General features: G+C 70.1%; 23 protein-coding genes. 18 read left to right on the forward strand and 5 right to left on the reverse strand.

Translation table 11 applies throughout. The annotated features are described in order from the left end of the window. Positions 1-94: 94 nt before the first annotated feature. Together ACFWQC_RS06980 and ACFWQC_RS06985 are read left to right on the forward strand one after the other, a co-directional pair. Positions 95-1,273 (forward strand): CaiB/BaiF CoA transferase family protein, encoded by a 1,179-nt coding sequence (locus ACFWQC_RS06980; protein WP_378674969.1) that lies wholly within the window; start codon positions 95-97, stop codon positions 1,271-1,273. Between the two features lie 76 nt (positions 1,274-1,349). Beyond that, positions 1,350-2,369: a LacI family DNA-binding transcriptional regulator gene (locus tag ACFWQC_RS06985; RefSeq protein WP_378674972.1), complete on the forward strand. Its 1,020-nt coding sequence runs from the start codon at positions 1,350-1,352 to the stop codon at positions 2,367-2,369. A 41-nt stretch (positions 2,370-2,410) separates the two neighbouring features. Here ACFWQC_RS06985 and ACFWQC_RS06990 read toward each other — a convergent pair whose 3' ends face one another. Then, a complete protein-coding gene (locus ACFWQC_RS06990; protein WP_378674975.1) occupies positions 2,411-5,176 on the reverse strand; it encodes a hypothetical protein in 2,766 nt (921 codons plus the stop codon). A 246-nt stretch (positions 5,177-5,422) separates the two neighbouring features. Between ACFWQC_RS06990 and ACFWQC_RS06995 the strand changes: the two genes are divergently transcribed. From ACFWQC_RS06995 to ACFWQC_RS07040, 10 genes are all read left to right on the forward strand, one after another. Beyond that, positions 5,423-6,757 carry an ABC transporter substrate-binding protein gene (locus ACFWQC_RS06995; protein ID WP_378674978.1) on the forward strand — a complete coding sequence of 445 codons (1,335 nt, stop codon included), beginning with the start codon at positions 5,423-5,425 and terminating at the stop codon, positions 6,755-6,757. A 105-nt stretch (positions 6,758-6,862) separates the two neighbouring features. Further along, a complete protein-coding gene (locus tag ACFWQC_RS07000; RefSeq protein ID WP_378674981.1) occupies positions 6,863-7,834 on the forward strand; it encodes a carbohydrate ABC transporter permease in 972 nt (323 codons plus the stop codon). Then, entirely contained in the window at positions 7,831-8,781 is a 951-nt protein-coding gene (locus ACFWQC_RS07005) for a carbohydrate ABC transporter permease (protein ID WP_378674984.1), read from the forward strand. Before ACFWQC_RS07000 ends, ACFWQC_RS07005 begins: the two co-directional genes overlap by 4 nt. Next, a complete protein-coding gene (locus tag ACFWQC_RS07010) occupies positions 8,781-9,881 on the forward strand; it encodes a Gfo/Idh/MocA family protein (RefSeq protein ID WP_378674987.1) in 1,101 nt (366 codons plus the stop codon). The genes ACFWQC_RS07005 and ACFWQC_RS07010 overlap by 1 nt, the downstream gene beginning before the upstream one ends. A 58-nt stretch (positions 9,882-9,939) precedes the next feature. Next, entirely contained in the window at positions 9,940-11,094 is a 1,155-nt protein-coding gene (locus tag ACFWQC_RS07015; RefSeq protein WP_378674990.1) for a CaiB/BaiF CoA transferase family protein, read from the forward strand. Next, entirely contained in the window at positions 11,091-12,260 is a 1,170-nt protein-coding gene (locus ACFWQC_RS07020) for an extracellular solute-binding protein (protein WP_378674993.1), read from the forward strand. Before ACFWQC_RS07015 ends, ACFWQC_RS07020 begins: the two co-directional genes overlap by 4 nt. Beyond that, the gene (locus ACFWQC_RS07025) at positions 12,257-12,730 is read left to right on the forward strand and encodes a MaoC family dehydratase (RefSeq protein WP_378674996.1); all 474 of its coding nucleotides are present in this window, start codon (positions 12,257-12,259) and stop codon (positions 12,728-12,730) included. Before ACFWQC_RS07020 ends, ACFWQC_RS07025 begins: the two co-directional genes overlap by 4 nt. Then, positions 12,727-14,040: an L-fuconate dehydratase gene (locus ACFWQC_RS07030; RefSeq protein ID WP_378674999.1), complete on the forward strand. Its 1,314-nt coding sequence runs from the start codon at positions 12,727-12,729 to the stop codon at positions 14,038-14,040. The genes ACFWQC_RS07025 and ACFWQC_RS07030 overlap by 4 nt, the downstream gene beginning before the upstream one ends. Next, positions 14,037-14,918, forward strand: a complete 882-nt coding sequence (locus tag ACFWQC_RS07035) for an amidohydrolase family protein (RefSeq protein WP_378675002.1) — start codon at positions 14,037-14,039, stop codon at positions 14,916-14,918. The genes ACFWQC_RS07030 and ACFWQC_RS07035 overlap by 4 nt, the downstream gene beginning before the upstream one ends. Before the next feature lie 162 nt (positions 14,919-15,080). Then, a complete protein-coding gene (locus ACFWQC_RS07040; protein ID WP_378675005.1) occupies positions 15,081-17,486 on the forward strand; it encodes a glycoside hydrolase N-terminal domain-containing protein in 2,406 nt (801 codons plus the stop codon). 51 nt (positions 17,487-17,537) lie between these two features. On the opposite strand, the gene ACFWQC_RS07045 is transcribed toward ACFWQC_RS07040, so the two are convergent. From ACFWQC_RS07045 to ACFWQC_RS07060, 4 genes are read right to left on the reverse strand one after another with little or no spacing between them, the layout of a single operon-like run. Then, entirely contained in the window at positions 17,538-18,518 is a 981-nt protein-coding gene (locus ACFWQC_RS07045) for a 2-hydroxyacid dehydrogenase (RefSeq protein ID WP_378675008.1), read from the reverse strand. Then, positions 18,515-19,213, reverse strand: a complete 699-nt coding sequence (locus ACFWQC_RS07050) for a FadR/GntR family transcriptional regulator (protein WP_378675011.1) — start codon at positions 19,211-19,213, stop codon at positions 18,515-18,517. The genes ACFWQC_RS07045 and ACFWQC_RS07050 overlap by 4 nt, the downstream gene beginning before the upstream one ends. 16 nt (positions 19,214-19,229) lie before the next feature. Further along, on the reverse strand, positions 19,230-19,997 hold the full coding sequence (locus ACFWQC_RS07055) for an SDR family NAD(P)-dependent oxidoreductase (RefSeq protein ID WP_378675014.1): 768 nt from the start codon (positions 19,995-19,997) through the stop codon (positions 19,230-19,232). Continuing rightward, positions 19,994-20,854, reverse strand: a complete 861-nt coding sequence (locus tag ACFWQC_RS07060; protein WP_378675017.1) for a fumarylacetoacetate hydrolase family protein — start codon at positions 20,852-20,854, stop codon at positions 19,994-19,996. The genes ACFWQC_RS07055 and ACFWQC_RS07060 overlap by 4 nt, the downstream gene beginning before the upstream one ends. A gap of 149 nt (positions 20,855-21,003) precedes the next feature. Between ACFWQC_RS07060 and ACFWQC_RS07065 the strand changes: the two genes are divergently transcribed. Genes ACFWQC_RS07065 through ACFWQC_RS07090 form a run of 6 tightly spaced genes read left to right on the forward strand, consistent with a single transcriptional unit; the run spans position 21,004 to position 25,917 of the window. Then, positions 21,004-21,954, forward strand: coding sequence for an aldo/keto reductase (locus ACFWQC_RS07065; protein WP_378675020.1), 951 nt, complete (start codon positions 21,004-21,006; stop codon positions 21,952-21,954). A 5-nt stretch (positions 21,955-21,959) separates the two neighbouring features. Beyond that, positions 21,960-22,694, forward strand: a complete 735-nt coding sequence (locus ACFWQC_RS07070; protein WP_378675081.1) for a (Fe-S)-binding protein — start codon at positions 21,960-21,962, stop codon at positions 22,692-22,694. After that, positions 22,691-24,127 (forward strand): LutB/LldF family L-lactate oxidation iron-sulfur protein, encoded by a 1,437-nt coding sequence (locus ACFWQC_RS07075; protein ID WP_378675023.1) that lies wholly within the window; start codon positions 22,691-22,693, stop codon positions 24,125-24,127. The genes ACFWQC_RS07070 and ACFWQC_RS07075 overlap by 4 nt, the downstream gene beginning before the upstream one ends. Continuing rightward, a complete protein-coding gene (locus ACFWQC_RS07080; RefSeq protein WP_378675026.1) occupies positions 24,114-24,719 on the forward strand; it encodes a lactate utilization protein C in 606 nt (201 codons plus the stop codon). The genes ACFWQC_RS07075 and ACFWQC_RS07080 overlap by 14 nt, the downstream gene beginning before the upstream one ends. A gap of 33 nt (positions 24,720-24,752) precedes the next feature. Continuing rightward, positions 24,753-25,076, forward strand: coding sequence for an L-rhamnose mutarotase (locus tag ACFWQC_RS07085; RefSeq protein ID WP_378675029.1), 324 nt, complete (start codon positions 24,753-24,755; stop codon positions 25,074-25,076). Then, on the forward strand, positions 25,069-25,917 hold the full coding sequence (locus ACFWQC_RS07090; RefSeq protein ID WP_378675032.1) for an amidohydrolase family protein: 849 nt from the start codon (positions 25,069-25,071) through the stop codon (positions 25,915-25,917). Before ACFWQC_RS07085 ends, ACFWQC_RS07090 begins: the two co-directional genes overlap by 8 nt. Positions 25,918-25,925: the final 8 nt, after the last annotated feature.

Here is a 25,925-nt window from a genome sequence, read left to right on the forward strand (position 1 = left end):
GCCGACGCAGGCGACGCCTCGGCACTTCTTGCTCTCCATGCGGGCGGAGCCGTACTATTGCGCAAACGATTGATCGCGCGATGGGGGAGTGGCGATGCAACCGGAGGATCTGCCTCTCGCCGGGACCGTGGTCCTGGACTTCAGCCAGTTCCTGGCGGGCCCGGTCGCAGCGCTTCGGCTGGCGGATCTGGGCGCGCGGGTGATCAAGGTCGAGCGCCCGTACACCGGCGAGATCGGTCGGACGCTCGCGTTCGCAGGTCGCTCGGCGGCGGGGGACACGCTCTCGTTCCATGCGATGAACCGCAACAAGGAGGCGGTCGTCGCCGACCTCAAGGACCCGGACGACCTGGCTCGGGTGAAGGACCTCGTCGCTCGTGCCGACGTCATCATCGAGAACTTTCGGCCCGGGGTCATGGAACGCATCGGCCTCGACTACGCGAGCGTGCGCGAGCTCAATCCGGGGCTCGTCTATGCGAGCGCCTCGGGCTACGGCGACACCGGACCTTGGGCGAGTCGACCCGGCCAGGATCTCCTGGCCCAGGCGGTCTCAGGAGTGACGTGGCTCGCCGGCGCGGACCGGCCGATGACGGTCGGGCTCTCCCTCGCGGACCATCTGATGAGCTGCCACCTCGCCGAAGGCGTGACCGCACTGCTCGTACGCCGGGCCAGGACCGGCCGGGGCGGGCTCGTGGAGACCAGCCTGCTCGAGGGCATGCTCGATCTGCAGGCGACTCTTCTGACGCGACCCGAGGGCGAGGATCTGGCCGCCTCGCCCTGTCCGATGTCCGCCTGGACCCCGACCGGGATCTTCGCCACCAAGGACGGCTACGTCGCGCTGTCCGGAGCGCCCCTCGACCTGCTCGCGACCACGCTGGGCGACGTCGAGCTGGCCCAGCTGGCGGCCACCGGGGCGTGGGAGAAGCACCCCGACCGGGTGAACGACCTGCTCGCCGCCGCGCTGGGACGTGACACCACGGCCGCCTGGCTGGACGCGCTGCCTGCGCAGGACGGGTCGAGCGGGTGGCTGGCTCCGGTGCTCACCCTCGAGGAGCTGCTCGCCTCGCCGGAGTTCGCCGCGCTCGAGATGACGCAGGAGGTCGAGCGCTCGGCCCCGGAACCGGGCGGCGCGCCCGTGACCCTGAAGACCACGCGCAGCCCCATCCGCGTCGACGGCGAGATCCTCCGTCGACGTCGGGGCGCACCCCGGCTCGGTGAGCACGGCATCCTGAGCGAGGGAGCCGACCCGCTCGGGGGTGACCCGCATGGCCGGTGACGGCCAAACGGCTCCTGCCACGCCGGAGTCGCCGAGTCCCAAGCCGCCACTGCCGGGCAGAGCTAGGCTGCGGCCCATGGCCACCCTCGGCGATGTCGCAGCTCTTGCCGGTGTCTCGATCTCCGCGGTCTCGCGGGTGCTCAGCGACGCGCCGTCGGCCCGGGTGAGCGAGGCGACCCGTGAGCGGATCGTGCAGGCGGCCAAGGACCTCCACTACCGCCCCAACTTCGCCGGTCGCGCTCTGAAGTCGGCGCGAACCCAGGTGGTCGGTCTGGTGGTGCCCGACCTGACCAACGCCCTGTTCACCGAGCTCATGCACGGGGCCGAGGACGAAGCCGCCGCGAGGGGCTACACCCTGCTGCTCGGCCGCGCCGACGACGTACGTCCCGGCGGCGAGATGATCGCCCGGCTCATCGGCGAGGGACGCGTGGACGGCATGGTCATCCAGGTGGGCGACGGTGTGGCGCCGGCGGGGATGGGGGAGCTGTTGGCCTCGGGCGCTCCGATCGTGCTGATCAACTCCACCTACCCCGGACACGTCGGCTCGGTCGCCCTCGACGACCACACCGGTGCCCGGATCGCCACCCAGCACCTGATCGACCTCGGGCACGAGAGGATCGCCTTCGCCAACGGCCTTCCCCGGTCGTTCACGGCGAAGCGACGGCGAGTCGGCTACAAGGAGGCCCTTGTCGAGGCCGGGCTACCGGTCCGGCAGGACTACGAGACCCGGGTCGGCTACACCGCCGACAACGGCCGCACCGCCCTGCGGCGCCTGATGGAGCGGGACCCGAGGCCCACCGGGATCGTGGTCGCCAACGTCAACGCCGCCATCGGTCTCCTCGCGGCCGCCCGAGCCGACGGGATCCGTGTCCCCGAGGACCTGTCCGTGGCCACCGTGCACGACTCCTGGACCGCTGAGAACACCTGGCCACCGCTGACCGCGGTCAAGATGCAGTTCTACGACATGGGCCGTGCGGCCGTACGCAGCGTCGTCCGCCGCATCGAGACCGGTGAGATGGCCGACGAGATGATCACCGACCCCGCCCCGGAGCTCATCGTGCGAGAGTCCACCGCGCCACCGCGCCGGGCCGTCTGAGAGCTCGGGACCCGAGTCTCAGACAGCCCAGTCGCGGGGGCTCAGGGCTCCTGTACGAATGTGACGTAGCTGGATCCGCCCTGACCTGAGACTCCTGAGTTGCCGCCGAGCGTGAGCGTGCCGGCGGGTACTTCCTTCCGGAAGAGCACCAGCTGCCGGTCGGTGGTGCCCACCGTGGACGACGTACGGGTCCAGCCGCCGTCGGTGAGCCACTGCGGCCACCACACGTTCTCGCCGCGATCGTCGAACGCGACCCACACCGTCGTGGGCTCGGAGATCTCCAGGGTGAGGTACTCGTCGGAGACGACCTTGGAGTCGTCGTTGGCGCCCCTCACCATGACCGTCTCGGCGAGCTCGTCCGGCAGGTCGCTGACCACGTACGCGCGATCGACGTAGATCGGCGCACCCTCCTGCGCGCGCAACATGGCCCGCAGCTTGCCCGGGGCGAGCACGCCCACGGTGTCGCTGACCACCTGAGGCGTGCTCGTCGCGACGCCGTACGTCCTGGAGCCCAGCTCCAGCGGGGCCCGGGCGGCAGATCCGCCGAGCGGGACGAAGCGATAGTTCGCGTCGGCCGGCGCGACCCGGTAGGACGCGCCCTCGGTGGTGGCGAACCGTAGGACGCCTCCCGAGCCGTGCTCGACGAGCCTGCCGCGAGCGTCCCGCACCTCGACCCGCTGACCGGGCCACGGGTTGGCCACCTCGATCCGGTCCAGGCTTCCGGCCTCGATGCCGACGAGCGTGGGCTCGCCGTTCCGGATCTCGACGTCGACCCGGTGCCCGCCCGGGATCTGGACGGCGCCGGTCACGCTCCAGTCATCCGGGATCGCGGGCGCGATCCGCACCGTGCCGTGGTCGTCCTGCACGAGGGCGTCTTGGACCGTGGAGGCGACGACCGCGTTCCAGGTGTCGTAGAAGCCACCGCCGCGCAGCGGGTCGTGGTTCTTGCTGTGTGCGGCGAAGCCGTTGTCGAACACCTGGAAGTCGCTCGTGCCCTGCTCGAGCAGGCTGACCATGTCATCGGCGCGGTGCAGCCATGCGGCCTGCTGGGCGTCCGAGGCCCACTCCCGGGTCTGGTCGAACACGCGCGTCGTGAAGGTGTCGTGGGCGATTCGGTCCTCTGCGCCGACCGCTCGCCACGGCCAGATCGCCTCGAGGTCGGGGTTCTGGGTGTTGTGGTCCTCCTCTCCGGTCGCGGACCAGGCGATCACCTCCTTGCCGTCGCGGACCGTCGTCGGCAGCTCGGGAAGCCGCGGGATCGCCGCCTCGATCCGCTCGGCGAGACGCAGGTTCCCGTGCTCCTTCGTGACCTCGGCCAGGAACGGGAAGATCGTGCGCATGCCCGCCACGTCGGGCGTCGGGTCGGTCGTGTCCCACTGCGTCTCCAGCGCGTTGACGTGGTGCAGGTGCAGCCGCCCGTCGTCGCCCTCCTCCAGGACCGAGAGGTAGAACTCGGCGACGCCCTCGAGCAGCGGATAGGCACGGTCCAGGAGCTCGCGGTCGCCGGTGTAGTCGGACTGGAGACGGACGTTCTCGACCAGCTCGGCCCCGGTCGAGAGGATGCGGTTGAGCCATGACGGCTCCATCGCGCTCACGCATGCTTCGGCGGTCCCGTCGTACACCAGGAACTCGGGGACGCAGATCCCGTCGGCCTCCGGCCAGTTCGTCTTCGTCCACGCCTTCATCTCCTCGATCCGGTCGAGGTAGAGGTCGAAGTACGGGGCGTTCTGGTCGGCGGTGTCGGCGCCCAGATTCGCCCACACCGGCTGCCTCAGGTTGAAGTGCCACCAGGCGTCCGAGGACCAGTGGATGTCGTCGCGGGACGACGACCACAGACTGGTCACCCCGCCGTGGCTGGCCGGCACCGCGCCGCCGCTGGAGGCCTTCGCGACGTAGAGCTGCATGGCCCGGAGCGCCTCGAAGTAGCGGGCGGACCCGTCGGGACTGTCCAGACGCATCGGCGCCGCGCCCTCCCAATAGCGATGCCACTCGTCCAGGTGGTCCTGCTGCGGGTGGGACGGAACCCGGGTGGCGGTCGCGGCCGCGCGGGCGATGTCCTCGCCGGTCCAGGACGGGACGCCCAGCACGATGCGGAAGCTTCCATCAGCACCCGGGCGGAACCTCAGTCGTACGCCGAGCTCGTCGACGACCTCGGCCCGCACGTCGCGTGCCTGGGCGGTCAGCGCGGCCAGCTGCCCGGTGGATCGGGCGTTCGACTCGTCGGTGAAGGTCTCCGCGACGACAGCCGTGTCACCATGTGCCCATACGGTCGGCGTACGGCCTTCCCACAGGCCGAGCTCGGCGGTCTGCTGCTTGTCGGGGTCGGCACCGTCCACCTCGACGATGAGCTGGTCGGAGTCGGCGCGCACGTAGCTGCGCACCGTCATGCCGTTGCCGCGCTGGGTGAGTGTCGCGTCGTGCAACGAGAGGCGACCGCGGTAGTCCTCGACGGAGGAGAGGCCGTAGAGGCCGGGCAGCACCAGCTGGCCGGCGGACTTGAGCTCCGGAAAGGTGTCGCCACGATTCAGCTGGGCGGTCCAGCCGTTCGCAGCCCAGACGCCGGCGCCGAGCTCGCCGTTGGCGAGCGGCACGGCCTGGTCGGCGCGCCATGGTGCTGTGGCGAGGACGAGGTCGGAGCGCGACAGCAGGTCCGCGGTGTCGACCCGGAGAGCGTCGTGGAGCCAGGCGGAGTTGGTTCGCGATGCCGCGGGCGTCCCGTCGGCTGCATTCGCGGGGGAGGTGGCGAACGGGGTCGCCAGCATCGTCAGCAGTGTCGTCAAGGTGACCAGTGAACGAGTGGTACGCATGGTCCTTCTTCCCGAGCCGGCTCGCCGTCGGGTGGGTGTCGGCTCGCAGTGAGATCAATCGTTTGACTTGCTCAATCGTTTGAGTGACGCCGATCACTTTGACGTCGTCTGCCGCGGATCGTCAAGGCTTCGAAGGAAGATCGACTCAAACGATTGACCACTTGCAACGATCTGCTCTAACGTTTGAGCAGTGGTCTGCGTCACACCGCACCCCGCTCGGGACACATCGTCGAAGGAGCCATGTCCATGAAGCGAAATCCACTCGGTTCACGTCACCGGGCGGCCCTGGTGGCCGCCGTGACCCTGCTGACAGCCTCGGTGCTGGGTGCCTGCGGCTCCGGCGGGGGAGATGATGCCGCGGGCGAGAAGACCGACTCCGGTGGCGCGATCACCGTCTGGGTCGACCCGCCCCGAGTGCCCGCCGCGAACGCCTTCAAGAAGGCGTACCCAGACATCGACATCAAGATCAACCAGATCGACGGGACCGTCGGAGGCAAGTCTCTCCAGCAGCAGTTCGCCCAGTTCAACGAGGCCGGGCAGGGCTGGCCGGACGCCATCTTCTTCCCGTCCAACGACGACATCGCCTGGGCCTCCGGTGCGCAGATCGACTACACGCTCGATCTGACCGACCACCTGCCCGACGTGCTCGACGGCTACGAGGGTTCGATCAACGCCGCCTGCGAGATCGACGGCCAGGTCCGGTGCCTGCGCAACGACGCGGCTCCTGACGTGTTCTGGTACAACAAGGCCTTCTTCGATGCCAACGGCTATGAGGCGCCGACGACCTGGGAGGAGTACGGCGATCTGGCCGTCCAGATCACCAAGGAGCACCCGGGCAAGATCAGCGGCTTCACCGGCGATGCGTACGCCCCGGACCGCTATCTGTGGGGGTCCGGCTGCCCGACCAACGACCGGCAGTCCGAGACCGTCGTCCACATCGACACCGCCGACGCCAAATGCACCCGAGCGGTGGACCTGATCGGCACGATGTTGGAGGGCAAGGCGCTCTCGACCGTCGGCATCTTCGATCCGGACGCGGCCAAGGTCGGCAAGGACCTGGTCATGAGCCCCGGTGCGGCGTGGTGGGGCGACTACCTCTTCAACCAGACCTGGAAGATCCCGGCCGGCGAGATGACCGCCGTGGAACCTCTCGCGTGGGACGGTGAGAGCGAGCCCTCCACCGGCAACGAGGGCGGGGGCCTCTGGGGTGTCTCGAACCACATCACGGGCAAGCAGCTCGAGAACACCCTGAAGTTCGCCGAGTTCGTCGCCACCGACCCGAGGTGGCAGGTCGAGCTCTCCACCGGTCTGCCGGCGTACGGTCCTGTGCAGGACGCATGGGCGGAGAAGCAGGCCAAGGCCAACTACTTCGCCGACAACGAGGCCACGTTCGAGGCGATGAAGAAGGCCAACGACTACGTCGTCGACGGCCACGCCTACATGCTCTACAACACCGGAGCGGTGTGGACCGAGACCATGGCCGCCGCTCTTGCCTCGGGAGGCGACGTCGACCAGGCCTGGACGTCCTTCGGGGACGAGCTGGTCAGCCAGGCGAAGGCGATGGGCTACACGGTCGAATAGCACGACCGCGCACGAGCACCTTCGGCCCGGCACGTCCGGGCCGAAGGGACGCCATCCCAGTCACATCGGGGCCTCACGGTGGCCCGGACACATCGGAGGAGCAACATGTCGACCGCCTTGATGGAGGACGTCGCCACCTCGCCGCCTGAACCGGGCGCGCGGCGCCGTCCCCGGCGACGCGTCGCGCGGCCCAGCGAGACGCGCGGCGCCTGGGTGCTGATGGCGCCCTACCTCGTCCTGCTGATGATCGCGGGCATCATCCCCGTCGCGTACGCGATCAAGACATCCCTGGAGAAGGCGCCGACACCGCTGGACCCCAGCGGGGGCTTCGGGGGCGTGGACAGCTTCAGGACCGTCGTGACCGACTACCGGTTCGTCGACACGTTCGTGAACATCTTCGCGACCCTGGTGGTCTGGCTTCCGATCATGACGATCGGCATCGTCGGGCTGGCTCTGCTGGTCCATGCCAGCCCCGGCTGGTTCGGGTCGTCGATGCGGTTCGTCTACTACATCCCGGGGGCTCTGGCAGGCGTCGCCAACCTCGTGCTCTGGGTCTACCTGCTCAACCCGAGCCAGTCCCCGATCGAGGGGTTCTGGCAGGCGCTCGGCGTCGACACCATCAAGCAGGCGGTCGCCGGCCCCGGGAATCTGCCGTTCATCCTGGCCGCGATGATGTTCTTCCAGGGCGTCGGTCAGTGGGTCATCGTGGTCAACGGCGGCCTCAACGGGATCTCGGAGGAGACGCTCGAGGCGGCGCGGCTGGATGGTGCCAACGAATGGCGGCTGGCCTGGCACGTCAAGCTGCCGATCATCCGGCCGTGGATCGGGTACGCGGTGCTGATGAACCTCGCCTACGGGTTCCAGCTGTTCCTCGAGCCACAGCTGCTCGACCAGGTCGCCAGCAACGCCCTGGACGATCATTGGACGCCCACCCAGCTGGGCTACGCCTTCGCCTTCAGCAACTACAACTTCCCCGCAGCCGCCGCGATGTCGCTGATCCTGCTCGTGATCACGCTGGCCATCGGACTGCTGGTCGTCTTCCGAACCGGGCTGTTCGGCGAGGAGGAGCACCGATGAGCCAGACCACCGCGGCCGAGCGCATGGCCGCCGGCATGAAACGAGGCATGTTCGACTGGAGCGTCGGCAAGACCGCTCGCGTCGTCACGATGCTGTTCGTCGCGTGCATGTTCGTCCTGCCGATCACCGGCTTCATCGCGATGGCGTTCCGCTCCAACGAGGGCGTCGCATCCGGCGCCGGCGGGCCGTTCGGCTTCGGCGACATGTCGTGGGACAACGTCCAGTACAGCTGGACACAGGTCAACGGTTTCGGGCCCGACGGCGGCGGGTTGTACACCCGCTGGCTGCTCAACACGCTCGCCGTGGCCGGTGGGGGCGCGCTGCTGGCGGTCGTCGCCGCTCTGCCGGCGGGATACGCGCTGGCCCGGCTCCGATTCCGCGCCCGCCGGGGAGTCCTGCTGATCACCCTGATCACGATGGTGATGCCGAACACCGTGCTGGTCATCCCGATCTTCCTCGAGGTGAATGCCATCGGCGCGGTCGGCGAGCTCTGGCCGGTGGGGCTGATCATGGGTTTCTTCCCGTTCGGGGTCTACCTGGCCTACATCCACTTCATGACCACCATGCCCCAGGAGCTCGTCGAGGCAGCCCGGATCGACGGCCTGGGCGAGGTGTCGATCTTCTGGCGGGTCGCACTCCCGATCTCCCGTCAGGCCGCGGTGCTGGTCGGCTTCTTCGCCTTCGTCGCCAACTGGATCAACTTCTTCCTGCCGCTGGCGCTGCTCTCCTCCAACCAGAACAACCAGACCCTCCCCGTCGGCCTGCAGCAGCTGATCGGCGCCAGCCCGCTGTTCAACCCGACCGTCGCCGCCGGGCTGGACGTGAAGCTCTACATGCCGCAGCTGGCCCTGGCGACCTTCATCTCGATGCTGCCGCTGCTGATCGTCTTCCTCGGCGCGCAGAAGTTCCTGATGCGGGGCGAGACGATGGGGGCGGTGAAGGGCTGATGGCCCCGCAACCACCACCGGAGCTCGACCCGCACCCTGGCTACTCGGCCGAGCTGCCGAAGGCCCCGCGCCCGATCGTGCTCGTGGGCGCCGGCGGAATCGTCCGCGATGCTCACCTGCCGGCGTACGCGAAGGCGGGGTTCGAGGTCGCCAGCATCACCGACCTCGTCCCCGAGCGGGCCCGGGACCTCGCCGGACGGTATGACATCCACGCCGTGCACGAGAGCGTCGCAGACGCGGTCCGGTCGGCTCCGGCCGACGCGGTCTACGACGTCGCCCTTCCGCCCGAGGCGCACGTCGAGGTCCTCGAGCAGCTGCCCGACGGGGCTGCCGTCCTGCTGCAGAAGCCCTTGGGAAACCACCTGGCCGAGGGAGTCCGCACCCGCGAGGTGTGCCGGCGCAAGGGACTGGTGGCGGCGGTCAACACCCAGCTCCGGTTCGCGCCGTACGTCGTCGCTGCTCGCGAGCTCATCGCCGCCGGCACGATCGGGGAGCTCTACGACATGGAGGTCCGGGTCTCGGTCCGGACCCCGTGGGAGATGTTCCCCTACGTGCTCGACCTGGATCGGCTCGAGATCAACATGCACAGCGTCCACTACCTGGATCTGGTGCGTTCCTTCCTGGGGGACCCGACCGGGGTCCACGCCGTCACCGTGCGCCACCCCGAGACGTCCCACGCCAACAGCCGCTCCGACATCGCGCTGAGCTACGGCGAGCGACCGATCAGGGTCGTCGTCTCCACCAACCACGACCACCGCTACGGGCCCCGGCACGAGGAGTCCTTCGTCAAGTGGGAGGGCACTCGCGGCGCCATCCGTGCCCAGCTCGGTCTGCTGCTGGACTACCCGCGCGGCGGTGCGGACTCGCTCGAGCTGGTCACCGACGATCGGCTCGACGACGGCTGGCGGCCGGTGTCGTTCGAGGGGTCCTGGTTCCCCGACGCCTTCATCGGCTCCATGGCCGTGGTCCAACGCTTTCTCGAGGGGTCGATCCCGTCTCTGCCCACCGGGGTCGAGGACGTCTTCCGCACCATGGCGGTCGTCGAGGCGGCGTACACGGACGCAGCCCGCGGCGGAGAGCCGCCGGCGTATGACCAGTGACCACCCCTTCCCGCACCGGTCCGCCTCGCCGACCCGCGACCATCTGAAAGGAACGCCGATGAGTGGCACCCGCCTCCACGCCTCCGACCTGCCTCTGGAGGGCGTCACGGTCCTGGACTTCAGCCAGTTCCTGGCCGGTCCCGTGGCGGCGCTGAGGCTCGCCGACCTGGGCGCCCGGGTCATCAAGATCGAGCGACCCGCCGGGGGAGACGCGGGCCGGAGCCTGGCCTTCGCCGGGCGGACGGTGAACGGCGACAGCCTCTCCTTCCACGCGATGAACCGGAACAAGGAGAGCGTGGCGGCCGATCTGAAGGATCCCGCCGACCTCGAGCGCGTACGCGGACTGGTCGCGGAGGCCGACGTCATCGTCCAGAACTTCCGACCGGGAGTGATGGAGCGGATCGGTCTCGACTACGACTCCGTCCGGGCGCTCAACCCGAGCATCGTCTACGGCAGCGTCACCGGGTACGGCGGCGTCGGCCCGTTCCAGGACCGTCCGGGACAGGACCTGCTCACCCAGGCGATCGCCGGGCTGCCCTGGCTCAACGGGTCGGCCGATGACCCGCCCGTCCCCGTCGGGCTCGCGGTGGCCGACCACCTCGCCAGCTGTCACCTGGCCCAGGGCATCACCGCCCTGCTGGTCCGGCGGTTCCGGACCGGGAAGGGCGGGCTGACCGAGACGAGCCTGATGGAGTCCCTGCTGGACCTGGAGTTCGAGCTGCTGACCACACGGCTCAACGACCCGTCGGTGGAGGTCCGCCGCAAGGGACCCCGGTCGGCCCACGCCTTCCTCTCGGCTCCTTACGGCATCTACCCGACGAGCGACGGCTACCTGGCCATCGCGATGAACCCCGTGCCCACCATCGGGCGGCTGCTCGGGCTTCCCGAGCTGGAGGCGATGACCGACCCGCAGACCTGGTGGGACCGGCAGTCGGAGATCGAGGAGGCGATCGGTGACCGTCTCCGGAGCGACACCCGGGACGCCTGGCTGGCCGTCCTGGACGCCGAGGACGTGTGGTGCGCCCCGGTGCTCACCCTCTCCGAGCTCGTGGAGCACAAGGGTTTCGAGGCCATCGCGATGACCCAGCAGATCCGTCGTGACGGCCTGACCCTGACGACCACCCGCAGCCCGATCCGCATCGACGGCGAGCGACTGACGAGTCCGCGCCCGGCTCCGCGCCTGGGCGAGCACGACCTCGAGGAGGGCCGATGACCGTCCTGTACGGCATCACCTGGGAGCACCCGCGTGGCTACGACTGCCAGGTGGCGGCGTCCCAGGCGTACGCACACCGGACCGGCGTCGAGGTGCGCTGGGAGTTCCGCTCTCTGCAGGCGTTCGCCGACGCGCCGCTGGCCGAGCTGGCGGAGCGCTTCGACCTGATGGTCATCGACCATCCCCACGTGCCCCTGGCCGTAGCGGAAGGGGTGCTGGCGCCCCTGGACGGCGCCGGACACGACGACGAGCTGGCCGCCCTGGCCGCCGGTGCCGTGGGCAGCAGCCACGCGTCGTACCGCCATGGCGGGCGCCAGTACGGCCTGGCCACCGACGCCGCCGCCCAGGTGGCTGCGTACCGCCCGGACCGTTTGGCGGCTCCGCCCCGCACCTGGGAGGAAGTGCTCGAGCTGGCCGCCGAGGGCAGGGTGCTCTGGCCGGCCAAGCCGATCGACGCCTACTCCACGCTGTGCACCCTGGCGGCCAACCGGGGGACGCCGGTCAACGCCGAGCCCGGAAGCTTCCTGCCCGAGGAGGCCGCGCTGGGCGTGCTCGACCTCATGCACCGGCTCTGCGACCGGACTCCCTCGTGGTGCCTGACCGCGAACCCGATAGAGGTCGCGGAGGCACTGGCCGGCGACACGGCCGAGCCGTGGGCGTACGCGCCGTTGATGTACGGCTACACCAACTACTCCCGGGCCGGCTTCCGGCCGCATCGTCTCAAGTACGTCGACATGCCCTCCGGTCCCCGAGGGGTGGCCGGTTCGCAGCTCGGGGGTGCCGGCGTGGCCGTCTCGGCCCGGTCGCGAGATCTGGACGCCGCTCGCGCGTACGCCCTGTGGGTGGCCTCGCCGGAGGTTCAGTCGGGCATCTACTACGACGCCGGTGGCCAACCCGGCTACGCCTCGTCGTGGGACGACGACCGGCTCAACGAGGACTCCTGGGACTTCTTCCGTGGCACCCGGGCGACCCTCGAGGGTGCGTGGGTGCGGCCGCGTACCGCCGGATATCTGGAGTTCCAGGACACCGTCTCGCCGTGGGTGACCGAGGCGCTGGCCGGCCGGCTGACCGATGCCGAGCTGGTCCGCCGGGCTGGCGAGCTCGCCGAGCGCCTGCTCGTCGCGGAAGCCGACGCACACGGCGTCGAGGAAGGAGCATCCCGATGAGAGTCGAGGAACGCTGGTTCGAGGACTACGCGGTCGGAGAGTCGCGGACCACCCTGGGGCGCACGATCACCGAGTCCGACATCGTCCTGCACGCCGGCCAGACCGGCGACTTCTTCCCGCACCACATGGATGCGGAGTGGATGGCCACGCAGCCGGCCGGACAGCGGATCGCCCACGGGACGCTGATCCTCGCGGTGGCGGTCGGGATGACCGCGACCGACATCAACCCACAGTCCATGTCCTACGGCTACGACCGGATCCGGTTCATCGGCCCGGTCTTCATCGGCGACACCATCACCGTCACCGCCGAGATCACCGAGACGACGGAGCACCGGAAGAAGCCGGACGAGCTCGGCTACGTCCACGAGCTCGTCTCCGTGACCAACCAGCGTGGCGAGACGGTGCTGGTGCTGACCCATCTCTACCTCGTCAACAAGCGCGACCCATCCCCACAGGAGGATCCCTCGTGACCCGTATCACCGCTGTCGATGTCACCGATGTCCGCTTCCCGACCTCTGTGTCGATGGACGGATCCGATGCCATGAACAAGGACGGTGACTACTCGGCGACGTACGTCGTGGTGAGCACCGACGACCCGGAGCTGTCCGGCTTCGGCTTCACCTTCACCATCGGACGCGGCAACGACATCTGCACCCTGGCGGCGCAGCGCCGCGGCGAGCCGCTGGTCGGGCGCGATGTCGGCGACGTGGTGGGTGACCTGGACGGGGTCTACCGGGATCTCGCCTCGGACTCCCAGCTGCGCTGGCTGGGCCCGGACAAGGGGGTCGAGCACCTGGCCCTCGCCGCCGTGATGAACGCGGTCTGGGACCTGGCTGCCCGGGAAGCCGGCAAGCCGCTGTGGCGACTGCTGGCCGACATGACCCCCGAGGAGCTCGTCGACGTCGCAGACCTGACCTACCTGAGCGACGCCCTCACCCGGGAGGAGGCCCTGGAGATCCTCCGTGCCGGCGTCCCTCACCGCGAGGAGCGGATCCGGCACCTGGAGGAGACCGGCTACCCCTGCTACACCACCTCTGCCGGCTGGCTGGGCTACTCCGACGACAAGCTGCGCAGGCTGGCCGCGGAAGCGGTCGACTCCGGCTACACGCACATCAAGCTGAAGGTCGGCGCGAACCTGGAGGACGACATCCGGCGCTGCGAGATCGCGCGGGAGGTGATCGGCTGGGACGCGAAGCTGATGATCGACGCCAACCAGGTCTGGGACGTGCCGCAGGCCATCGAGTGGGTCAAGGCGCTGGCGCGCTTCGAGCCGTGGTGGATCGAGGAGCCGACCAGTCCTGACGACGTCCTCGGCCACGCCGCCGTGCGCAAGGCGGTGGCCCCGATCGGGGTGGCCACCGGTGAGCACGGCATGAACCGGGTGCTCTTCAAGCAGATGTTCCAGGCGGAGGCCATCGACTTCTGCCAGCTCGACTCCGCGCGGCTGGCCAGCATCAACGAGATCCTCGCCGTCTATCTGATGGCTCAGAAGTACGGCGTGCCGGTCTGCCCCCACGCCGGCGGTGTGGGTCTGTGCGAGCTCGTTCAGCACCTGTCCGTCTTCGACTACGTCGCCGTCTCGGGCACGCTCGAGGACCGAGTCACCGAGTACGTCGACCACCTCCACGAGCACTTCACCGACCCGTGCATCGTCGAGGACGGCGCCTACCGGCTGCCGGCCCGGCCGGGCTACAGCGCGGAGATGCACCCCGAGTCGGTGGCGACGTACGCCTATCCGAACGGCAGCTACTGGGCTTCCCGCGAGGAGGCTCTCGGGTGATCATCGACAGTCACCAGCACGTCTGGGACCTCACCCGGTCCCCTTATCCCTGGCTCGGTCCCGACGTGCCCGAGTACAACCGGACGTTCACCTTCGACGAGGTCCAGCCGCAGCTGCGGGCGCAGGGAGTGGACGCGACCGTGCTGGTCCAGTCCGACGACCACGACGGGGACACCGACCTGATGCTCGAGGTCGCCGAGCGACATCCCGAGGTCGTGGGGATCGTCGTCTACGCGCCGCTCGACCAGCCGGACCTGGCCGCCGAGCGGCTGGATTCGCTGCGGGGAGACGACCGGGTGGTCGGCGTACGCAACCTGATCCACAACATCCCCGACCCCGACTGGATCCTCCGTCCGGACGTCGGCGAGGGGCTCGGGCTGCTGGAACGGCTCGGGCTCACCTACGACCACGTCTCGGTGCTGCCACGCCACCTCGAGCACGTCGCGACGCTCTCAGAACGGCATCCGGACCTGCGGATCGTGATCGACCACCTCTCCAAACCACCGATCGGCGAGGCCGAGCGGGAGCCGTGGTGGAGCCTCATCGAGCGGGCGGCATCGAACCCGCACGTGTTCGGCAAGATCTCCGGGCTCTATCCGGGGGCCGCCCCGGACGGCTGGACCGTGGCCGACCTCCAGCCCTTCGTCGACCGGGCGCTCGAGGTCTTCGGCCCGAGCCGGCTGATGTACGGCGGCGACTGGCCGATCTCCACCGCCGCAGGCGGCTACGAGCGGGTCTTCGCCGGGCTCCAGGGTGCCGTGGCCGGTCTGTCGGGCGACGAGCGCGAGGAGATCTTCGCCGGCAGTGCGCGCCGCTTCTACGGGCTCGACGAGCAGCGGCTAGCCGCCGCGACGGCAGCAGTTCCGGAAGCGCTCTGATCCGATAGAGATCAGATCTTTGTACGCCCTGACTATCACAACGCGGCCGGTATCGGTCATAACAGGCGGATGTTTCAACAGGCATCGACATGACGTGTGATGTCTATTACATTGAAACAACCGATGTTTGCCCCATGTGGGGCGTGAGTCAGGAGGAAGCTGATGGTGGACTTCACGAGACGACGGGTGCTGCAGGCCGCCTCGGCGGTGGCGGGCGGCGCCCTGGTGCAGCCGGTCGTCACCGAGGCGGCCGCGGCCGCTGCCGATGATCCGGAGACCAATCCGCTGGAGCTCTGGTACCGCCAGCCCGCCGCGGAGTGGCTCCAGGCGCTGGCGATCGGCAACGGCCGGATGGGCGCGATGGTCTTCGGCGGTGTGGCCGGCGAGAAGCTGATGCTGAACGAGGACTCGGTCTGGGCCGGTCATCCGCACAGCTATGACCCGCCTGGCGGAGCCGAGGTGCTCCCCGAGATCCGCAGGATGATCTTCGAGGACAACTGGGTGGGTGCCCAGCGTCTCGCCGACAAGGAGTTCATGGGACGTCCAAGTGAGCAGGCCTTCTACCAGCCGGTCGGTGACCTGTTGCTCGATTTCCTGGGCCTCGACGGCGAGCCCACGACCTACCGGCGCTCGCTCGACCTGCGGACCGCGACCGCGATCTCGGAGTTCGAGGTCGGCGGCGTGCGCTACCGCCGCGAGTCGTTCGTCAGCCATCCGGATCAGGTGATGGTCGTCCGCCTCACCGCGGACCAGGCCGAGAAGGTCTCGTTCAACGCCACCTTCCAGTCGCCGCAGCAGAGCGACGTGCAGCCCCACGATGCGCGGACGCTCGCTCTGGAGGGCATCAGCGGGGCCACCGAGGGGATGGAGGGCGCGGTCCGTTTCATCAGCCTCGTCCGCGCCGAGACCGACGGCGGCACCGTCCAGTGCGCCGACACCCAGCTGCGCGTGCGCAACGCCACCTCGGTGACGCTGCTGGTCACGATGGCGACCAGCTACCGCAACTACGCCGACGTCAACGCCGACCACGTACGCCGCGCGGAGAAGCCCCTCGAGGCGGCCACCGGGCGCGGCTACGGCCAGCTGCGTTCGGCGCACGTGCGGGACTATCAGAAGCTCTTCGGCCGGGTCGACATCGACCTCGGCACCTCCGCCGCGATCGAGAAGCCGACCGACGAGCGGGTGGCGGCGTTCCGTGACGGGGGCGACCCGCAGCTGGCGGCGCTGTGGTACCAGTTCGGGCGCTACCTGCTGATCTCGTCCTCCCGGACCCCGGGCCAGCCGGCCAACCTGCAGGGCCTGTGGAGCTACAAGATGCAGCCCGAGTGGCAGTCGAAGTACACCCTCAACATCAACGCGCAGATGAACTACTGGCCCGCCGGCCCGGCCAACCTCGCCGAGTGCTGGGACCCGATGTTCACGATGACCGAGGAGCTCGCGGAGGTCGGGCGGAACACCGCCAAGCAGATGTGGGGCTCGGACAAGGGCTGGGTCGCCCACCACAACACCGACGGCTGGCGGGGCACGGCACCGGTCGACTTCGCCTACTACGGGGTCTGGCCGATGGGCGGCGCCTGGCTCTCGCTGCTGTTCTGGGAGCGCTACGAGTACACCGGCGACAAGGCGAACCTCGCCGAGCACTTCCCGACGTTGCGGGGCGCGGTCGAGTTCTTCCTCGAGACGATGGTGCGCGACGAGCAGTCCGGCTACATGGTCACCTGTCCGTCGCACTCGCCCGAGATCAAGCACCACGAGCAGGACGACGAGGGGGTCAGCATCTGCGCCGGCCCGACGATGGACTGCCAGATCCTGCGCGACCTGTTCACCGCCTTCGAGAAGGCGGCCGCCGCGCTCGGTAAGCACGACCCGCTCGTCGAGCGGGCGCTGGCGATGCGCGACCAGCTGCCGCCCAACCAGGTCGGCTATCTGGGCCAGCTGCAGGAGTGGCTGATCGACTGGGAGGAGGCTGCCCTGGAGCGCAGCCGCCACGTCTCCCACCTGTGGGGTGTCTTCCCATCCGACCAGATCAGCCCGTTGCGTACGCCGGAGCTGGCCGACGCCGCCCGCAAGGCGCTCGAGCTGCGCGGCCCGGCGATCACCACGGGCTGGTCGCTGGCGTGGAAGATGAACATCCGCGCGCGTCTGCTCGAGGCCGAGAACGCCTACCTCCACGTCCAGCACATGCTGCACCCGTCCCGGACGGCGCCCAACCTCTTCGACCTGCACCCGCCCTTCCAGATCGACGGGAACTTCGGAGCAGTCTCCGGGATCACGGAGATGATCATGCAGAGCCACTCCGGCGAGCTCTTCCTGCTCGCCGCGCTCCCGGAGGCCTGGCCACAGGGGAAGGTCCGCGGCCTGCGCGCCCGCGGTGGCTTCGAGGTCGACCTGAAGTGGGCTGACGGCAAGGTCGAGGTGGCGCGGATCCGGTCGCTGCTCGGCAATCCGCTCAGGCTGCGTACGCAGCAGCCCGTCAAGGTGGCGGGGACGGATGTCACCCGGCCTGAGGAGAACGTCGTCGAGTTCGCCACCCGGCGCGGCAGCACCTACACCGTGGTTCCGCGCTAGGACCAGAACTCAGGCCGGCCTCGGGATCTCCCGCGGCCGGCCTGAGTCTGGTTACTGGTGGACCGGGGTCGGCGCGGGCTCGCCGGCGAGCACGGCGCGGGCGTTCTCGATCGCGAGCATCGCCATCCGGTCGCGGGTGGCGCGGCCGGCGCTGCCGATGTGCGGCAGCAGGACGACGTTGGGGAGCGCCAGCAGGTCGGGGTGGACGGCCGGCTCGTTCTCGAAGACGTCGAGTCCGGCGGCCCCTATCGTGCCGTCGGTCAGCGCGGCCGCCAGGGCGGCCTCGTCGACGATGGGGCCACGAGCGGTGTTGACCAGGACCGAGCCCGGTCCCATCAGAAGCAGCTCCTCGGCGCCGATCAGATGGCGGGTCTCGGGGGTCAGCGGGCAGTGCAGCGACACCACGTCCGAGGCGACCAGCAGGTCGGGCAGCGGCAGGGTCTCGATGCCCAGGCGCGCCGCCTCCTCGCCGGCGGAGCGGGACGGGGTCGCGACGATACGCATGTCGAAGGCGCGGGCGCGCCGCGCCATCGACAGCCCGATCCGGCCCAGGCCGACGATGCCCAAGGTCGCGCCGCTGCTGACGTCGAGGCCCACGAAGAGGTCGGGTCGCCAGGACCAGGGCTCGCCGCTGCGTACGAACGCGTCGGCCTCCACCACGCGACGGGAGGTGGCGAGCAGCAGTGCGAAGGCGAGGTCGGCGGTCGCCTCGTCGAGCACGCCCGGTGTGTTGGTCACGGTGATGCCGCGAGCGGCGCAGGCGGCGACGTCGATGTTGTCGTGACCGACCGCCATGTTGGCGACCACGCGCAGCGACGGACCGGCCGCGTCGAGCAGCTCGGCATCGACCCGGTCGGTCAGCAGGCAGACAAGCGCGGCTGCCCCGCGTACGTCCGAGAGCAGCTCCGCGCGGGTCTGCCCGGAAGGATCCGCGGCGCAGGTCACCGGTCCGGGCGGCGTCTCCAGCGCCTGGCGGGCGCGGTCGCTGGGCCGGAAGCTGACGTGCAGCCGGCCTTGGTTCGGCGTGCTCACTCCTGCCCCTCGTCCCGGTCCTCGGCGAGGCTGCGGCGGATCCAGTTCTCGATGCCCGCGACGTGGGCCAGAGAGAGCGCGGCGGCGATGCTCGGCTGCCGGTCGGCGATGGCCAGAGCGATGCCGCGGTGCTCCCGCTGGGTCTGGTCGAAGGAGTCCTGCTGGGTGACGCCGCGCCAGATCCGCGCCCGCTGGGTGCGGTTGGCGACGCCGTCGATGAACGAGCACAGCACGATGTTGCCGGAGGCCTGGGCGATGCGGTGGTGGAACTCCAGGTCGTTGGCGACCACGTCCTCCAACGAAGTCTCGGGGCTGACGGAGTCGACCAGAGCCAGCAGGTCGGCGGACTCGTCCGGAGACATCTGCAGGGCCGCCTTCTCAGCGGCCAGCGGCTCCAGCGCCCGGCGTACCTCGAAGAGGTCCAGGACGCTGGAGTCCTGGTGGAAGTCGATGACGAAGCCCATCGTCTCCAGCAGGATCTCCGGCGTCAGGCTGGTGACGTAGGTGCCGTCACCCTGCCGTACGTCGAGGATGCGCATCATCGAGAGCGCGCGCACCGCCTCGCGCAGGGAGCTGCGGGAGATGCCGAGCTGGACCGACAGGTCGGCCTCGCGCGGGAGACGGTCGCCGGGCTTCAGGCTGCCGTCGAGGATCATCTCCTTGATCTTCTCGATCGCCTCGTCGGTCAGCGCCATCGGGATCCTGGTCCTCTCACTCGGTCGGTCGCAACCGTAGCGTTGCCATGCCGCCGTCGACCGCCAGGGCCACGCCGGCGGTGGACCCCGAGGAGGGGCTGGCCAGGTACGCGACCGCGAGGGCGACCTCGTCGGCGCTGACCAGCCGGCCGTGCGGCTGTCGCGCGTCCAGGGCGGCGCGCTCGGCCTCAGGGTCGTCGGCCGAGTCGAGCAGGCGCTGCACCCAGGGGGTGGCGGCGGTGCCGGGGTTCACGCAGTTCACCCGGATGCCCTCCCGGAGGTGGTCGGCCGCCATGGCCTGCGTCAGGGACTGGACGGCACCCTTGCTCGCGGAGTAGACGGCTCGTTGCTGGATGCCCGTGGTCGCGGCCACCGAGGCGACGTTCACGATCGCCGCAGCGGGGGAGCGCCGCAGGTGCGGGAGCGCGGCGCGCGAGACTCGTACGGCGCCGAGGACGTTGACGTCGAAGACCGCGTGCCACTGCTCGTCGGGGTTGTCCTCGACGGTGCCCTGGGCGCCGATGCCGGCGTTGTTGACCACGATGTCGAGCCGGCCGAAGTCTGCGACCGTCTGCTCCACCGCGGCCCTGATGCTCGCGTCGTCGGTGACGTCGGCGCGGATGCCGAGGGCCTTGGGGTTGATGCCATCGGGGTCGAGGTCGAGGGCCGCGACCTGGGCGCCCCGCTCCAGCAGGACCTCGACGACGGCGGCGCCGATGCCGGAGCCGCCACCGGTGACGAGGGCGACGAGCCCGTCGAGCTCGCGCGCTTCCTGGGGCCTCATGACTGCGTCCCGAAGGCGACGTACTCCTGGCGCTGGCGGCCGAGTCCGTCGATCTCGATCTCGACGACGTCGCCGGGCTGGATGTAGGGGAAGCGGCCGGAGAGCGCGACGCCCTCCGGGGTGCCGGTCATGATCAGGTCGCCTGGGTCGAGCACCATGAACTGGCTGAGGTGGTGGATCACCGTCGCGACGTCGAAGATCTGGTCGGCGGTCACGGAGTCCTGTCGCGGCTCGCCGTTGACGAAGGAGCGCATGGCGAGCTTCTGGTGCTCGACCTCGTCGGGAGTCACGACCCAGGGGCCGATCGGGCTGAAGCCGGGGGCGATCTTGCCCTTGCTCCACTGGCCACCGGAGATCTCGAGCTGGAACTCGCGCTCGGAGAGGTCGTTGGCGACCATGAAGCCCGCGACGTGCTCCAGGCTCTGGTCGGGGGAGTCGAGGTAGGACGCGCGCTTCCCGATCACGACGCCGAGCTCCACCTCCCAGTCGGTCTTGTTGCTGTTGCGCGGGATCGTGACGGTGTCGTTCGGCCCGGCGATCGTGTTGGGGGCCTTGAAGAAGATGACCGGCACCGAGGGCGGCTCCGAGCCGGACTCGGCAGCGTGTGCGGCGTAGTTCATGCCGATGCAGACGATGGCGCCCGGCTGGGTGATCGGGGCACCGACGCGGAGCGTGTCGGCCTCTTCGACGAGAGGGAGATCGCCCGCGGCGAGGGCGGCGGCGGCTCGCGCCGGTCCGTCGGAGGCCCAGAAGGCTCCGTCGATGTCGTCGGTCAGACCGGCCAGGCTGCGCACCTCGTCCTCGAGCACGACGACGGGCAGCTCCTCACCTGCGGGTCCCAGGCGGGCGAACTTCATGGTGTGGCCTCCAACGTTGATTAATCGGATCTATCGTGGTCTGCGAGCGCCGAGTACGGCACTCAATGCATATTGACAGCCCAAACATCAGATGTCTAGCCTCGACGTGGCGGTCAGACGACCGTGGAGTCAAAGGTGGAGGAGGGCGGATGGAGATCCCGCTGTTCGGACTCGGCTGTGCACCGATGGGCAACCTGTTCCGGCCGCGCACCGACGAGGACTGTCACGCCACGCTCGACGCGGCCTGGCAGGCAGGCGTACGTCACTTCGACACCGCGCCCCACTACGGGCTGGGGTTGTCGGAGGAGAGGATCGGACGGTTCCTGGCGACGCGTCCGCGGTCGGAGTTCGTCGTCTCGACCAAGGTGGGCCGGCTCGTGCGGCCCAACCCCGCCTGGGACGGGGAGTCCCAGGACGACATGGGCTTCGCGGTCCCGGCGAGCTCGCACCGGGTCCTGGACTACTCCGCCGACGGCGTACGCCGCAGCCTGGAGGAGTCGCTGACCCGGCTCGGCCTCGACCGGGTCGACATCCTCTACGTGCACGACCCCGAGCTTTCCGGTGACCCGGCGGCAGTCGAGACGGCGCTCACCGGCCTGGCGAAGCTTCGCGAGGAGGGCATGGTCGACGCGATCGGGACCGGCTCCCTGTCGGTCCAGGCGCTCACCGCGACGGTCGAGACCGGCCTCGCCGACGTGGTCATGGTCGCCAACCGCTACACGCTCCTGGATCAGTCCGTCGCCGACGGCCTGCTCGAGGCGTGCGACCGCCACGGCACCAGGATCGTCGCCGCGGCCGTGTTCTCCAGCGGCCTGCTCGCCACCACCCCACGCCGGGGTGCGATGTACAACTACGGCGAGGTGCCCGAGGACATCCTCGAGCGCGCGCTGCGGATCGGCGAGGTGTGCGAGGCGCACGGGGTCGAGATCGCCACCGCCGCGCTGCACTACCCGCTGCAGGACCCGCGGGTCGTGTCGGTGGTGGCGGGCGCGGGCCGGCCCGAGCAGGTGAGGCAGAACCTCGAGCGTCTGGCAGCCACGGTCCCCGACGCGCTGTGGACCGACCTGGCCGGCCAGGGGCTGGTGCCGTCGTGCGCGTAGCCCTCATGGTCACCTGCATCAACGATGCCCTGTTCCCCGACACCGGGCGCAACGTCGTCCGGCTCCTCCGCCGCCTCGGCGTCGAGGTGGACTTCCCTCAGGCCCAGACCTGCTGCGGCCAGCCGATGGTCAACACCGGCTACCTCGACGAGGCGGTGCCGGTGCTCCGCACCTTCGTCCGCGCCTTCGAGGGGTACGACGCAGTCGTCACGCCCTCGGGCTCGTGCGCCGGGTCGGCCCGGCACCAGCACGACCTGGTGGCCCGCCGCAGCGGCGACGAAGGCCTGCGGGCGGCGGTGCGCGAGACGTCCGAGCGTGTCTACGAGCTCAGCGAGTTCCTGGTGGACGTGCTGGGCGTCGAGGACGTGGGCGCCTACTTCCCGCACCGGGTGACGTATCACCCGACCTGCCACTCGCTGCGGATGCTCGCGGTCGGCGACCGGCCGCTGCGACTGCTCCAGCACGTCGGAGGGATCGACCTGGTGGACCTGCCCGGCGCGACCGAGTGCTGCGGGTTCGGCGGCACCTTCGCGATGAAGAACTCCGACACGTCGATCGCCATGGGCTCCGACAAGGCCCGGCACGTACGCGAGACCGGGGCCGAGGTCCTGGTGGCCGGTGACCGGTCCTGCCTGACCCATGTCGGAGGCCTGCTCTCACGGCAGCGTGCCGGCGTACGCGTCATGCATCTGGCCGACGTCCTGGCCCAGACCGAGCCTGCCGCGGTGGGTGCCAGATGACCGGCACGTTCGTCGGGATGCCGGTGTTCCCGAAGGCTGCCCGCGAGGCGGTCGGCGACTCCCAGCTGCGCCGCAACCTCGCGCACGCCACCGCCACCATCCGCGCCAAGCGCGCCGCCGTCGTCGGCGAGGTCGAGGAGTGGGAGGAGCTGCGCCTGGCCGGTGCGGCGATCAAGGAGAACGTGCTGCTCCACCTCGACGAGCATCTGGTACGTCTCGAGGAGTCGCTCACGAAGGCCGGCGCGACCGTCCACTGGGCGAGCGACGACGCGGAGGCATGCCGCATCGTCGGCGACATCGCTGCCGCGCACCACGCCACCGAGGTGGTGAAGGTGAAGTCGATGGCGACCCAGGAGATCGGACTCAACGAGGCGTTGGCCGCCCGCGGCATCGACGCCTGGGAGACCGACCTCGCCGAGCTCATCGTGCAGCTCGGCGACGACCTGCCCTCCCACATCCTGGTCCCCGCCATCCACCGCAACCGCGCCGAGATCCGCGAGATCTTCGCCTCCGCGATGGGTGAGGTCGGCCGGCCCGCTCCTGACGACCTCACCGACGAGCCCGCGCGGCTCGCCGAGGCTGCCCGCCTGCACCTGCGCGAGAAGTTCCTGCGCGCCAAGGTCGGTGTCTCGGGCGCCAACTTCGCGGTCGCCGAGACCGGGTCCCTCGTCGTGGTGGAGTCGGAGGGCAACGGCCGGATGTGCCTGACCCTTCCCGAGGTGCTGGTCTCGGTGGTCGGCATCGAGAAGGTCGTGCCGACCTGGGACGACCTCGACGTCTTCCTCCAGCTCCTGCCGCGCTCGGCGACGGGAGAGCGGATGAACCCCTACACCTCGGTGTGGTCCGGCGTCACCCCTGGCGACGGCCCGCAGGAGGTGCACGTCGTGCTGCTCGACAACGGGCGCACCCGCGCGTTGGCCGACGAGGTCGGTCGTCAGGCGCTGCGCTGCATCCGCTGCTCGGCCTGTCTCAACGTCTGCCCGGTCTACGAGCGCACCGGCGGCCATGCGTACGGCTCGGTCTACCCGGGTCCGATCGGCGCCATCCTCAACCCGCTGCTGAAGGGCGTCGGGCACGACGACCAGACCGACTCGCTGCCCTACGCCTCGACGCTGTGCGGTGCCTGCTTCGAGGCCTGTCCTGTGCGCATCGACATCCCCTCGGTGCTCGTGGAGCTGCGCTCGCAGGTGGTCGACGCTCACCGCGGCGGCGTACCCAAGCCCGAGGCGGTGGCGATGAAGGCGGCCGGGGCGACGCTCGCGTCCGGGCGCAGGCTCGGCCTCGCCGAGCGCCTCGCCGGCGCCGGCATCAGGCTTGCCCGCCGCGCCGGCGCGCGCCCCTGGACACAGGCCCGCGACCTGCCGGACCCGCCGGCCGAGTCCTTCCGCGCCTGGTGGCGCCGCACCGAGGGAGGTGCCGATGAGCACCCGTGAGGAGATCCTGGGCCGAGTCCGGCAGGCGCTCGGCGACACGCCCCATCCGACCGCTGAGGTGCCGCGCGGCTACCGGGTCGTCGGCGACGACCTCGACCGGTCCGCCGTGCTCGCCCGGTTCGTGGAGAGGGTCGAGGACTACCGCGCCACGGTCACCCGGTGCCGTGCGACGGAGGTCGCCGAGGTGCTCGGACGGGCGGTCGCAGGCCGGAGCGTCGTCGTACCCGCGGGCCTGCCGTGGCCGGTCCCGGGATCCGTCGACGACACCGGGCAGTCGGCCGCCGAGCTCGACGCGATCGATGCGGTCGTTTCAGCGGCCGCGCTCGGCATCGCCGCCACCGGCACGGTCGTGCTCGACCACGGCTCCGGTCAGGGCCGTCGCGCGCTCACCCTCGTGCCGGACCTGCACGTGTGCGTGCTCGGAGCCGCCCAGGTCGTGGCCGGTGTCCCGCAGGCCGTCGCCCGGCTCGACCCGGCGATGCCGCAGACCTGGATCAGCGGCCCGTCGGCGACGAGCGACATCGAGCTCGACCGCGTCGAAGGCGTCCACGGCCCGCGCACCCTGCACGTCGTCCTCGTCGACGACCTCTGACCCTTCGCCCACCACACCGAGAGGACCCCCACCATGACCCGACACGGCTCCGTGGTCCGGCTGCGCCCCGAGAAGGAGGCGGAGTACGTCGAGCTGCACGCCGCTGTGTGGCCCGAGGTGCTCGAGCGCCTGACCGACAGCGGCATCCGCAACTACTCCATCTTCCTGCGCGACGGCTGGCTCTTCAGCTACTTCGAGTACGTCGGGACCGACTACGAGGCGGACATGGCCGCGATCGCCGCCCATGACGTGACCCAGCGGTGGTGGGAGATCACCGCCCCGTGCCAGGAGCGGCTGCCCACCGCCACCGAGGACGAGCAGTGGTCCACGATGACCGAGGTCTTCCACCTTGACTGAGCCCCGGCGCATCGATGCCCACCACCACGTGTGGGACCTCGAGGTCCGCGACCAGGAGTGGACGCGCGATCTCCCGGCCATCCGCCGCTCCTTCTCCTTCGACGACCTCCGGCCCCACCTGGACGACCACGAGATCGCCGGGACCGTCGTCGTCCAGACCGTCGCGGTCGCCGAGGAGACCCCCGAGCTGCTCGCGCTGGCGGCGGCCACCCCCGAGATCCTCGGGGTGGTCGGCTGGGTCGACCTCACCGCCTCGGACGTCGCCGACCGGCTCGCCGAGCTGCGTGAGCGCCCCGGGGGAGACCTCCTGGTCGGCATCCGGCACCTGGTGCAGAGCGAGCCCGATCACGAGTGGCTGCTCCGTGACGACGTGCTGCGGGGCCTCACCGCGGTCGCTGATGCGGGCCTGGTCTACGACCTGCTGGTGCGCCGGCCCCAGCTGCCGGCGGCCGTCGGCGCTGTCGAGCAGGTCCCCGGCGGGCGTTGGGTGCTCGATCACGTCGGCAAGCCCGTGATCGACCCCGCCGCCTTCGACGAGTGGGCGGGACACGTCGCCGCGCTCGCCCGCCACGACTCGGTGGCGTGCAAGCTGTCCGGGCTCGTCACCGAGCTAGCCCCGGACCAGCCGATCGACGCGGTGCTTCCCTGGGCCGCGTACGTCGTCGATGTCTTCGGCGCCGAGCGCACGATGATCGGATCGGACTGGCCGGTCTGCCTGCTGCGCTCGTCCTACGGCGAGGTGATCGACCTCGCCGACAGGGTCCTCGCCGGGCTCGATGACACCGGCCGAGCCGACGTCCGGGGCGGCACGGCCGCTCGGGTCTACGGCCTCGCCTCCTGATCGGCGAC

This window comes from Nocardioides sp. NPDC058538 (assembly GCF_042719275.1).
Lineage (GTDB): Bacteria > Actinomycetota > Actinomycetes > Propionibacteriales > Nocardioidaceae > Nocardioides.

What these genes read in the sequence shown, in the direction of transcription:
- ACFWQC_RS07000 (WP_378674981.1), top strand. Translation starts at nt 6,863, where the DNA reads ATGTCGACCGCCTTGATGGAGGACGTCGCCACCTCGCCGCCTGAACCG.
- ACFWQC_RS07040 (WP_378675005.1), top strand. Translation starts at nt 15,081, where the DNA reads ATGGTGGACTTCACGAGACGACGGGTGCTGCAGGCCGCCTCGGCGGTG.
- ACFWQC_RS07085 (WP_378675029.1), top strand. Translation starts at nt 24,753, where the DNA reads ATGACCCGACACGGCTCCGTGGTCCGGCTGCGCCCCGAGAAGGAGGCG.
- ACFWQC_RS06990 (WP_378674975.1), bottom strand. Translation starts at nt 5,176, where the DNA reads ATGCGTACCACTCGTTCACTGGTCACCTTGACGACACTGCTGACGATG.
- ACFWQC_RS07020 (WP_378674993.1), top strand. Translation starts at nt 11,091, where the DNA reads ATGACCGTCCTGTACGGCATCACCTGGGAGCACCCGCGTGGCTACGAC.
- ACFWQC_RS07080 (WP_378675026.1), top strand. Translation starts at nt 24,114, where the DNA reads ATGAGCACCCGTGAGGAGATCCTGGGCCGAGTCCGGCAGGCGCTCGGC.
- ACFWQC_RS07055 (WP_378675014.1), bottom strand. Translation starts at nt 19,997, where the DNA reads ATGAGGCCCCAGGAAGCGCGCGAGCTCGACGGGCTCGTCGCCCTCGTC.
- ACFWQC_RS07050 (WP_378675011.1), bottom strand. Translation starts at nt 19,213, where the DNA reads ATGGCGCTGACCGACGAGGCGATCGAGAAGATCAAGGAGATGATCCTC.
- ACFWQC_RS07070 (WP_378675081.1), top strand. Translation starts at nt 21,960, where the DNA reads ATGGTCACCTGCATCAACGATGCCCTGTTCCCCGACACCGGGCGCAAC.
- ACFWQC_RS07060 (WP_378675017.1), bottom strand. Translation starts at nt 20,854, where the DNA reads ATGAAGTTCGCCCGCCTGGGACCCGCAGGTGAGGAGCTGCCCGTCGTC.
- ACFWQC_RS07025 (WP_378674996.1), top strand. Translation starts at nt 12,257, where the DNA reads ATGAGAGTCGAGGAACGCTGGTTCGAGGACTACGCGGTCGGAGAGTCG.
- ACFWQC_RS07005 (WP_378674984.1), top strand. Translation starts at nt 7,831, where the DNA reads ATGAGCCAGACCACCGCGGCCGAGCGCATGGCCGCCGGCATGAAACGA.
- ACFWQC_RS07075 (WP_378675023.1), top strand. Translation starts at nt 22,691, where the DNA reads ATGACCGGCACGTTCGTCGGGATGCCGGTGTTCCCGAAGGCTGCCCGC.
- ACFWQC_RS06980 (WP_378674969.1), top strand. Translation starts at nt 95, where the DNA reads ATGCAACCGGAGGATCTGCCTCTCGCCGGGACCGTGGTCCTGGACTTC.
- ACFWQC_RS06985 (WP_378674972.1), top strand. Translation starts at nt 1,350, where the DNA reads ATGGCCACCCTCGGCGATGTCGCAGCTCTTGCCGGTGTCTCGATCTCC.
- ACFWQC_RS07015 (WP_378674990.1), top strand. Translation starts at nt 9,940, where the DNA reads ATGAGTGGCACCCGCCTCCACGCCTCCGACCTGCCTCTGGAGGGCGTC.
- ACFWQC_RS07065 (WP_378675020.1), top strand. Translation starts at nt 21,004, where the DNA reads ATGGAGATCCCGCTGTTCGGACTCGGCTGTGCACCGATGGGCAACCTG.
- ACFWQC_RS06995 (WP_378674978.1), top strand. Translation starts at nt 5,423, where the DNA reads ATGAAGCGAAATCCACTCGGTTCACGTCACCGGGCGGCCCTGGTGGCC.
- ACFWQC_RS07010 (WP_378674987.1), top strand. Translation starts at nt 8,781, where the DNA reads ATGGCCCCGCAACCACCACCGGAGCTCGACCCGCACCCTGGCTACTCG.